A 9,834-nucleotide genomic window follows, 5' to 3' on the forward strand; every position below is an offset into this window, starting at 1 on the left:
CGAACAGCAGGCCGCGGTCACCGGGCACCCAGTGCCGGGAGCACCACCGCATCGATGTAGTCGCGCAGGAAGCCCTGACTCATGGGCTGGTCCTTGATCAGCGGGTGGGCCACGAAGGCGCCGACCAGCATGTGCGACACGAACTTCACTGCGGGGTTGTCCGCGGAGATCTCGCCGCGGTCGATCGCCCGCTGCAGCATCGCGTCGAGGCCGGTCATCTCGGGTTCGATGAACAGCTCACGCAGCGCCTGGAGCAGATCGTCGTTCTCGTGGACCGCCCGCGCGAGGCCCCGCATCAGCGCGGTGTCCCGCTCCATCTGGCAGTCGTCGGTCTGCGACACCATCTCGAGGAAGTCGCCGCGCAGGCTGCCGGTGTCGATCTGCGAGACGTCCACCGGCTTGCTGTGCCGCAGCGACACGGCCACCAACTCCGGCTTGCTCCCCCACTGGCGGTAGAGGGTGGCCTTGCTGGAGCGGGTGCGGGCGGCGATGGCGTCCATGGTGAGGGCGTCGTAGCCGACCTCGCGCAGCAGGTCGAGCACGGCTTCGTACAGCTCGGCCTCGCGCTCCGGCGTGAGTCTGCTGCGTGCCATGACCGACCTTCCGAACGAAACGGTTTCGTACAGTAGGAAGATACCCCGGCGCCCAGCGAAACGAAACCGTTTCGTACGTGTCCTGGGCCACAGCGGCGTCCACGGGCGGAAGTCCCCTCCACAAGTTGCCGGGCCCTGCGTGCACGGAAAGCATTGGGGGGTGAGAGAAGACGTCGCGTATCTCCGCTTCCCGCATCTGCACGACGACTTGCTGTGCTTCGCGGCCGAGGACGATCTGTGGATCGCCCCCCTCGTCCCCGAAGGCGAGATCCCGGGCCGCGCGTGGCGGGTCACCGTCGACCGGACCCGGGTCGGCCACCCCCGCTTCTCACCGGACGGCCGCCACATCGCCTTCACCACCTGGCGCAGCCTCGACCCCGAGGTCCATCTCGCGCCGGTCGGCGGCGGCCCCGCGCGGCGGCTCAGCTACTGGGGGTCGACCGACACGCGGGTCTGCGGCTGGGACCCGGACGGCAACATTCTCGCCGTCTCCTCGCACGGCCAGCCGTTCTCGTACTTCTCCTGGGCCTACAAGGTGTCCACGGACGGCGACCCAGGCAAACGCCTCCCCTGGGGCCCGGTCGCGGACATCTCCGTCGCCGACATCGACGGCTGCCACCGCACGCTCCTGCTCACCGGCAAGCCGCCACACGAGCCGGCTGCGTGGAAGCGGTACCGGGGCGGGGCGATGGGACGGCTGTATCTGCACGGGGAGCGACTGCTGCCGGACATCGGCGGCCATCTGGACTGCCCGATGTTCGTGGACGGCCGCATCGCCTTCCTCTCCGACCACGAGGGCGTCGGCAACCTCTATTCCTGCCTCCCCGACGGCACGGACCTGCGCCGCCACACCGACCACGACGCCTTCTACGCCCGGCACGCCTCCAGCGACGGGCGCCGGATCGTCTACCAGTGCGCGGGCGACCTGTGGATCGTCGACGACCTGGGGCCGGACGCGGAGCCGCGCAAGCTGGACGTACGGCTCGGGGGCCCCCGCGCCGGACGACGGCGGTACCAGGTCCCGGCCGCCAGCAACGTCGACGGGCTGTCGGTCGACACGACCGGCCGCGCCAGCGCCGTCTCCGTACGCGGCAGCCTGTACTGGCTCACCCACCGCGACGGCCCGGCCCGGACGATGACCGACACCCCGGGCGTGCGGGTGCGGCTCCCCGAGATGCTGGGCAGCGGCGGCCAGGTCGCGTACGTCACCGATGCCGAGGGCGAGGACGCGATCGAGATCGCGTATCTGCCGCGGGCGAGCGGCGACCGGGCACCGCGTCGGCTGGCCTCCGGAAAGGTCGGCCGGGTGCTCGAGCTGAAGTCGGACCCGGCAGGGGAGCGCCTCGCCATCGCCTCGCACGACGGGCGGCTGCTGCTCATCGACGCGGACGAGGAGTCCGACGGCGAGGTGACGGAGCTGATCCGGTCCGACAACGGGCCGGTGCGCGACCTCGCCTTCTCACCCCTCGGAAACTGGCTGACCTGGTCGCATCCGGGCATCGGACGCTCGCTGCGGCTGATCAAGATGGCGCGGCTCGACGGGCCCGGCCCCCGCACGATCGTCGATGTCACCAACGGCCGCTTCGAGGACGAGAACCCCGTCTTCACCCGCGACGGCCGCTATCTGGCCTTCCTGTCGTGGCGCGGCTTCGACCCGGTGTACGACGTGCACACCGGGGACCTGTCGTTCCCGCTGGGCTGCCGGCCCTATCTGGTGCCGCTGTCGTCCGCGACCCCGTCGCCCTTCGCGCTGCTGCCCGACGGGCGTCCCGCGGCCGGCGGCCTCGATCCGGTGGAGGCCGAGATCGGCGAAGGCGCGACCATGGTGGAGGTGGAGGGCCTGGAGAGCCGGGTCACGCCCTTCCCGGTGTCCGCGTCCAAGTACTCGGCGCTGCACCCCGTCCACGGCGGCGGTCTGGTCTGGTTGCGCTGGCCGATCTCGGGCGCGCTGGGCGAGACGTTCGCCAACCCCGCAGATCCCTCGCCCCGGCCGACGCTGGAGTACTTCGACATCACGAAGGCCCGTAAGACCGAACTCGTCCAGCATCTCGACTCGTTCGCGGTGAGCGGCGACGGTACGCGGCTGGTGGTCGTCGACGACGGGGACCTGCGGGCGGTGCCCGCGACCGAATCCGGCGACAGCGACTCCACCGTCTACATCGACCTGCGCCGGATCATGCACGAAGTGGATCCGGCGGCGGAGTGGCGGGGTGCGTACGAGGAGGCGGGGCGGCTCATCCGCGCGTACTTCTGGGAACCGGACATGTGCGGAATCGACTGGGACGGCGTGCTGGAGCAGTACCGTCCGCTGGTCGAACGGGTCGCGTCCCCCGACGAGTTCGCCGATCTCCTGCGCGAAGTGCTCGGCGAGCTGGGCACGTCGCACGCGTACGTCACCCCCGCGCGCCGCAACGAGGGGCCGCCGCACTACCAGCGGGCGATCGGGCTGCTGGGCGCCAACCTCGCGCACCGGGACGAGGGCTGGGTCGTCAGACGGATCCTGCCCGGTGACTCGTCCGACTCCAAGGCGCGTTCCCCGCTCGCCGGAACGGGCATCCGCGACTGTGCCGTGCTGACGCATGTGGACGGGCTGCCCGTGGATCCGGTCACCGGCCCGTATCCGCTGCTGGCGGCGGCGGGCGGCACGACCGTGGAGCTCACCTTCCAGCCGCCCGACGGCGAGGGCCCGCCGCGCCGGGTCGCGATCGTGCCGCTGGTGGACGAGCGTCCCCTGCGCTACCAGGACTGGATCGCGAAGCGCCGTGAGGTCGTACGGGAGATCAGCGACGGCAAGTGCGGGTATCTGCACATCCCGGACATGGGCGGCTCGGGCTGGGCCCAGTTCAACCGTGATCTGCGGAAGGAGATGTCCCGCCCGGCGCTGATCGTGGACGTACGCGGCAACGCGGGCGGTCACATCAGCGAGTTGGTCATCGAGAAGCTGATCCGCCCGATCCTGGGCTGGGACCTGACGCGCAACGCCCGGCCCGTCTCGTACACATCGAACGCACCGCGCGGCCCGGTCGTCGCGCTCGCCGACGAGGCCACCTCGTCGGACGGCGACATGATCACTGCGGCGTTCCGGCTGCTGGGCCTCGGCCCGGTGGTCGGTCAGCGCACCTGGGGCGGTGTCGTCGGCATGACCGGGCGGCACCGGCTCGGGGACGGCACGGTGATCACGGTACCGATGAACGCGGCGTGGTTCGACGCGTACGGCTGGTCCGTCGAGAACCACGGCGTGGACCCGGACATCTTCGCCGAGCGGCCGCCGCTGCACTGGGCCGAGGGCAAGCGCACGGATCTGGAGACCGCGGTCCAGGTCGCCCTCGACCGCCTCGAACAGCATCCGGCGGCGACCCCGCCCGGCTACGACAAGGTCCCGGACCGCCGTCGGCCGAAGCTCCCGCCGCGGGCCTGACTCCACGGGCCTGACTCGACTCCGCCCGACTCCACGGGCCTGAGACTCCACGGGCTGACTCGCGGGCCTGACTCTCTGGCCATCACGCACACCGACCCACACGCACAAAGGCCGGCCGTCACGCACAAAAGAACACGGCACGCCGCGAACACGGCACGCGGAAGGGGCGCACCCCGTGCACGGAGTGCGCCCCTTCCTCAGCCTCGGACGTCAGGCGTCGTGGTCCCGGTCGAAGCGGTCATCGGCCTCCCGCTGGAGGCGGCGCGTCTCGTCGTTCGCCTCACGCTGCTTCGAACCCTGCTGCTGCGAGCGCTGCTGAGCACGCTCCTGCGGCGACTTCTGCTGGGTCCGCCCCTGCGGCGCGTGCTGCTTCTGCGAACGCTGCTGAGAGCGCTGCGACGCTTCGTCCTTCGCGTTGCCCATCGCCTTGCCCTGCTCCGCGAGACGACCCGCCTTGTCCTTGAACTGCTCCTGGATGCCCATCTGGTTCACTCCTAGAAGGGTGTGAGAGGTGAGGGGCCTTTGCAGGCCCCCGGGGCCTCGACCAGCCTGGCATGCACGGACATAGCTCGCATTTCGATCAGTTACGCTGCGTACGCCCGCTCTGTTCCTGCTCGTCGGCGGCGCCGCCGGCGCCCACCAGCCCCTTGCTCACCCCCGACAGTCGGGGCTCGAAGCGCCGCATCTCGCGCTGTCCGACGGTCGCGATCAGACTCGGCAGATATCCCCGCATCGACTGCATCCCGCGCAGCCACCACTGCGCGTACACATGCGCCGAGCGGCGCTCGATCCCGGCGACGATCCGGTCCACGGCCGGCCCGAGCGGATACGTACGGTTCGCCGGCCACGGCAGCCGCTGCCGCAACTCCCGCATCACGTCGTCCTGGTCGGCGCCGCGGACCATGTCCGTGTCCGTCCAGGACAGATAGCCGACCCCCACCTTGACGCCCTTGTACGCGACTTCGGCCCGCAGGGAGTGCGCGAACGCCTCCGCACCCGACTTGGACGCGCAGTACGCCGTCATCATCGGGGCCGGGGTGATCGCGGCGAGCGAGGCGATCTGCAGGAAGTAGCCCCGGCTCTCCATCAGCACGGGCAGGAAGGCCCGCGCGGTGACCGCGCCACCGACGAGATTGACCTCGACGACGCGCCGCCACGCCTGCGCATCGGACTCCGCGAAGGGCCCGCCCGCCGCGACTCCCGCATTGGCGACGACGATGTCGACCTTGCCGAAGCGCCCCTTGACCTCCTGCGCGACCCGGGCCATCGCCTCGTGGTCGGTGACATCGGCATGCCAGTGGTCGCAGTCGGTGTGCAGCCGCCCGGCGACCGCCTTCAGCTCCTCCGGCTCCAGACCCACGAGCGCGACCTTCGCCCCGCGCGCGGACAGCTTGCGGGCCAGGAGCTCGCCGATGCCGCGCGCCGCACCCGTGACGACGGCGACCTGTCCGTCGAGGCTGACCCTGCTCATACGGCCGTCTCCTTCTGTTTCAGGTACACGTCCACCAACGTACGGATCCGGGCACTGACCGCCTCCGGAGCCTCCACCGGCGTCATGTGCCCCGTACCGGCGAGCTCGACGAGGCCGACGCACTCGGGCAGGGCGGCCACCAGCGCGCGGGCGTGGACGATCGGGGTGAGCCGGTCGGCTGTTCCCGCGACGACGGCTGTGGGCACGGTCAACTCCCGTACGCCCGCGTCGAGGTCGAGCTCGGCCAGTACGTGCGCCCAGGCCACCCGGGTCGGGCGCGGGCAGGCGTGGACGATCCGGGCGCACTCGGCGATCCTCTCCGGTGCCGCGCCGGGGCCCATCGTCCCGTACCGCAGGATCCGCTTGGAGAGCGGCGTGACCGGGCCCAGCGGGGCGCGCGAGCCGAGGATCGCGCGGGTGATCCGGGTGCGTGCCCGGCCCGGCCGCATCGGGACCACCAGAGACTCGGCGACCAGCCGGGAAGCGCCGGTGCTGCACAGCAGCACGGCGGCGGCGTGCTCCGCGAACTTCGGCCGGCCTGCCGCCGCCATGAGCGTCATCCCGCCCATGGAGTGGCCGGCCAGCACCGCCTTCGTGCCGGGTTCGAGCGCGGTGGCGAGCACGGCCTCCAGATCGTCGGCGAGGGCCTGCGTGCTGTGCCCGCCCTTCGCGACGGCAGGCGTACGGCCGTGCCCCCGCTGGTCGTACGCGATCACGCGGTGATCGGTGGCCAGGTCCCGTATCTGCGCCGCCCAGAAGTGGGTGGAGCAGGTCCAGCCGTGGGAGAGCACCACGGCGGGGGCGTCCTCGGGTCCGTGCAGTTCCACATGGATACGGGCGCCGTCGGCGGAGACGGCAGTCAGTTCGCGTGCGGCGACGGGCGGGGCGGGTGCCGCTCCCACGGACCTCTTCATGAGCCGGCTCATGCGCTCTCCTCCCCCACGGTCGCGGCGACGGTCCCAGTCGCTTCACGGGGCCGGGGCGGGCGGATCACCTCGTACTCCGCGAGGTCCACCTGCCGTGTCTCGCGCCGGAACTCCCCAGTCGTCCCGGGCCAGATGGTGGTGTTGCGGCCGCTCGCGTCCAGGTACCAGCTGGTGCAGCCGCCCGTGTTCCACACCGTGCGCTTCATCCGCTCCTGCACGCGCCGGTTCCACGCCCCGACGGCGGACGGCCGTGCGCCGAGCGCGACCCGGCCCCCGAGGACGCCCAACTGCCGGACATAGTCGGCCATGTAGTTCAGCTGGGACTCGATCATCAGGATCATCGAGCTGTTCCCGAGGCCGGTGTTGGGTCCGATGATCGTCATCCAGTTGGGGAACCCGGCGGCGGTCGCGCCCCGCAGTGACTCCATGCCGCCCTTCCACGCCTCCGCGAGCGTGATCCCGTCGGCGCCCACGACCCGCTCGGCGATCGGCATGTCGGTGACATGGAATCCGGTGCCGAAGATGATCGCGTCGACCTCGGTCTCCGTCCCGTCGGCCGCCACGACCGTCGAGCCGCGCACCTCGGTCAGCCCCGACGCGACCACGTCGACATTGGGCCGGGCCAGCGCCGGGTAGTAGTCGCTGGAGAGCAGGATCCGCTTGCAGCCGATGCGGTACGAGGGGGTCAGTTTCGCCCGCAGCGCCGGGTCCTTGACGGACTTGGCCATGTTGGCCTTGGCGAGGGACTCGATCAGCCCGAGCTGGTTCGGTCGCTTGGTGAACGCGCTGACCTGCAACTCCCTGATGCCCCAGAGCAGTCCGCGGCGTGCGGTCCCGGTGAGCGGCAGCTGCCTGTGCAGCCAGCGCTCGACTCCGGTGACCCGGCGGTCCATGCGCGGCATCACCCACGGCGGGGTGCGCTGGAACAGCGTCAGCTTCCCGACCTCCGGCTGGATCGCGGGCACGATCTGGATCGCGGACGCGCCGGTCCCGATCATCGCGACCCGCCTGCCGCGCAGGTCGTAGTCGTGGTCCCAGCGGGCCGAGTGGAAGACCTTGCCGGGGAATTCGGCCAGTCCCGGGATCTCGGGGACCTTCGGGTCTGACAGCGGCCCGGTCGCCGAGACCACGACATCCGCGGTCAGGGTCCCGCCGGAGGTCTCGATCTCCCAGCGCAGCTCGTCGCCGTCCCAGCGCATCATGGTCACTTCGTGGCCGAAGCGGATGTGCGGCCGGAGCCGGAAGGTGTCGGTGACGTGCTCCAGGTACGCCCGGATGTGCTCCTGGCCGGAGAAGGTGCGCGGCCAGTCGGGGTTGGGCGCGAACGAGAACGAGTAGAGGTGGGACGGTACGTCGCAGGCGCACCCGGGATAGCTGTTGTCCCGCCAGGTCCCGCCGACCGAGTCCGCCCGCTCGAGGACGACGAAGTCGGTGATCCCCTCGCGGCGAAGCCGGACGGCCGCGCCGAGGCCACCGAAACCGGATCCGATCACCGCCACTCGTACGTGCTCGTACTGCTGGCCCATGACGCCGCCTCCCGCAGGATTCCCGTGACTCCGCTGAACCTTGCCAGCAATCACTGGCATGGTGGGGAGAGTAGAGCCTCCGCATACTGAGCGGTAGGGGTCGAACCAAACAAGTTACCGCCGGTACAACATAGGCTTCGGCTGTGGCAGAAGTACGCGAGTACCGCATGGAGGAGCTGGCCGAAGCGGCCGGCATCACGGTGCGCACCCTGCGCTTCTACCGCGAGCGCGGACTGATCCCGCCACCGCGCAGGGAAGGCCGTATCGCCTGGTACGACGACCACCATCTTGCCCGCCTGCGCACCATCGCCGCCCTGCTGGAACGCGGCCACACCCTCAGCGGAATCGCCGACCTCGCCGCCGCGTTCGAGAGCGGCCGCGACGTGGGCGAGGTCCTGGGCCTCGGCGAACCGACCGAGGAGACCCCGGTCCGTCTCACCCCCGAGGAACTCGCCGACCACTTCGAGGGCGAGGTCACCCCCGAGAACCTCGCCGCGGCCCTCGACCTCGGCTATCTCGCCACCGACGGCGAAGAGATCGTCCACATCAGCCGCCGCCTGCTCGACGTCTCCGCCGCCCTGGTCAAGGAGGGCGTCCCGCTCGCCGCCGTCCTGGCCGCCGGCCGCGAGGTCCGGGTGCACGCGGAGGCCCTGGCCTCCCTCTTCACCGACCTCCTGCGCACCCACGCCGCCGACGACGACATCGAACGCCTCCGCCCGCTGGCGAAGAGCGTGGTGGACGCGGAACTCTCCATGGCCCTCGACCGCCGCCTGCGCCACGAGCCATGACCCCGCCCGGCACTTGAGGACGGACACCCCGACCCGCACCTGCCCGCCCGGCGCGCGATGACGGACACGCGGGCCGAACGCACGGTCCGGCCTTCCTCAAGGGCCGGGGGCCCAACCCGGGCCGGAAGGGGCGGGGCCGCGTCGCCGTGCGGCGGCTCCGCCGCACAGCGCCCGCCGCAGGCGCCGCGGACGCGGACCCGGCGGCCGGACCGCCCTAGTACTCCAGCAGTACTTCGTGGCTTGACCTGGGGAAACGTCGAGCGGTGGGAGTGTAGCGGGCAGGATGCCGTCACGGACGGCTTCTGCTCGCCCGCCCCTCGAAGGAGTGCCCACGACGGCAAGATCGTCCTGGGTCGGGGAAGCCTCGGATCGTGATCACCGAACAGGCAGCCGAGACTTGGGACCGCGACCTGGACCGCCTCTTCACCACGATCGGCCACCACTTCGGGCGCGTCGAACCACGCCGCCGCATGCGGGACTACGTGCGCGCACTACTCGCCCCGGTGGCTCGCAAAAACAGCTGGCAGCTCGCCGAACATGCCGGCCACGCCACCCCCGACGGATTGCAGCGCCTACTCTCCCGCGCCCGCTGGAACCCCGACGACATCCGCAATGACCTGCAGACCTACGTCGCCGAACACCTCGGCCGTCCCGATGGGGTACTGATCATCGACGACACCGGCTTCCTGAAGAAGGGCACCACCTCCGCCGGAGTCCAAAGGCAATACTCCGGCACCGCCGGCCGCACCGAGAACTGCCAGATCGGCGTCTTCGCCGCCTACGCCAGCGCGGTCGGCCGCGCCCTGGTGGACAGGGAGCTCTACCTGCCCAAGTCCTGGACCGAGGACCGCGACCGCTGCCGCGCCGCCAAGGTCCCCGACGAGCGCGAGTTCGCCACCAAGAACACCCTCGCGGCAACAATCGTCCGCAGAGCGCTGGCCTCGCCGCTGCCGATCGCCTGGGTAACGGCGGACGCCGCCTACGGGCAGGACAACCGCTTCCGCCGGATGCTGGAAGCATCCGGCGTCGGCTACGTCCTGGCCGTCCCCAAGTCCCAGTTCTCCCTGGCCGGCCCGCGCATCGACATGGTCTTCGAGCAGGCACCCGACCAG

At 71.0% G+C, this 9,834-nt stretch carries 8 protein-coding genes; 3 read left to right on the forward strand and 5 right to left on the reverse strand.

Features of this window, described 5'->3' with window-relative positions; translation table 11 throughout:
* Nucleotides 1-17 precede the first annotated feature (17 nt).
* Nucleotides 18-593, reverse strand: a complete 576-nt coding sequence (locus ABT078_RS30985; RefSeq protein ID WP_351233552.1) for a TetR/AcrR family transcriptional regulator — start codon at nucleotides 591-593, stop codon at nucleotides 18-20.
* A gap of 160 nt (nucleotides 594-753) precedes the next feature.
* Between ABT078_RS30985 and ABT078_RS30990 the strand changes: the two genes are divergently transcribed.
* The gene (locus ABT078_RS30990) at nucleotides 754-4,011 is read left to right on the forward strand and encodes a S41 family peptidase (RefSeq protein ID WP_351233554.1); all 3,258 of its coding nucleotides are present in this window, start codon (nucleotides 754-756) and stop codon (nucleotides 4,009-4,011) included.
* 210 nt (nucleotides 4,012-4,221) lie between these two features.
* Here the strand turns inward: ABT078_RS30990 and ABT078_RS30995 are convergent, their stop codons facing one another.
* The 4 genes from ABT078_RS30995 to ABT078_RS31010 all read right to left on the reverse strand — a co-directional run bounded on the left by ABT078_RS30995 (nucleotide 4,222) and on the right by ABT078_RS31010 (nucleotide 7,934).
* On the reverse strand, nucleotides 4,222-4,494 hold the full coding sequence (locus tag ABT078_RS30995) for a hypothetical protein (protein ID WP_351233567.1): 273 nt from the start codon (nucleotides 4,492-4,494) through the stop codon (nucleotides 4,222-4,224).
* Nucleotides 4,495-4,591: 97 nt separating this feature from the next.
* Nucleotides 4,592-5,482: an SDR family oxidoreductase gene (locus ABT078_RS31000; RefSeq protein WP_351233555.1), complete on the reverse strand. Its 891-nt coding sequence runs from the start codon at nucleotides 5,480-5,482 to the stop codon at nucleotides 4,592-4,594.
* Nucleotides 5,479-6,408, reverse strand: coding sequence for an alpha/beta fold hydrolase (locus tag ABT078_RS31005; protein WP_351233557.1), 930 nt, complete (start codon nucleotides 6,406-6,408; stop codon nucleotides 5,479-5,481). Before ABT078_RS31005 ends, ABT078_RS31000 begins: the two co-directional genes overlap by 4 nt.
* Nucleotides 6,405-7,934, reverse strand: a complete 1,530-nt coding sequence (locus ABT078_RS31010; RefSeq protein ID WP_351233559.1) for a flavin-containing monooxygenase — start codon at nucleotides 7,932-7,934, stop codon at nucleotides 6,405-6,407. Before ABT078_RS31010 ends, ABT078_RS31005 begins: the two co-directional genes overlap by 4 nt.
* Before the next feature lie 167 nt (nucleotides 7,935-8,101).
* Between ABT078_RS31010 and ABT078_RS31015 the strand changes: the two genes are divergently transcribed.
* Together ABT078_RS31015 and ABT078_RS31020 are read left to right on the forward strand one after the other, a co-directional pair.
* The gene (locus ABT078_RS31015; protein ID WP_351233569.1) at nucleotides 8,102-8,722 is read left to right on the forward strand and encodes a MerR family transcriptional regulator; all 621 of its coding nucleotides are present in this window, start codon (nucleotides 8,102-8,104) and stop codon (nucleotides 8,720-8,722) included.
* Nucleotides 8,723-9,096: 374 nt separating this feature from the next.
* The coding region (locus ABT078_RS31020) for an IS701 family transposase (RefSeq protein ID WP_502981398.1) at nucleotides 9,097-9,834 on the forward strand (738 nt) is incomplete at its 3' end.

Origin of the sequence: Streptomyces sp. NPDC002133 (assembly GCF_040296405.1) — a bacterium.
Taxonomy (GTDB): Bacteria; Actinomycetota; Actinomycetes; order Streptomycetales; family Streptomycetaceae; genus Streptomyces.

Coding starts and splice junctions, on each gene's coding strand:
- ABT078_RS31005 (WP_351233557.1), bottom strand. CDS start 6,408: ATGAGCCGGCTCATGAAGAGGTCCGTGGGAGCGGCACCCGCCCCGCCC.
- ABT078_RS31015 (WP_351233569.1), top strand. CDS start 8,102: ATGGAGGAGCTGGCCGAAGCGGCCGGCATCACGGTGCGCACCCTGCGC.
- ABT078_RS30995 (WP_351233567.1), bottom strand. CDS start 4,494: ATGGGCATCCAGGAGCAGTTCAAGGACAAGGCGGGTCGTCTCGCGGAG.
- ABT078_RS31010 (WP_351233559.1), bottom strand. CDS start 7,934: ATGGGCCAGCAGTACGAGCACGTACGAGTGGCGGTGATCGGATCCGGT.
- ABT078_RS30985 (WP_351233552.1), bottom strand. CDS start 593: ATGGCACGCAGCAGACTCACGCCGGAGCGCGAGGCCGAGCTGTACGAA.
- ABT078_RS31000 (WP_351233555.1), bottom strand. CDS start 5,482: ATGAGCAGGGTCAGCCTCGACGGACAGGTCGCCGTCGTCACGGGTGCG.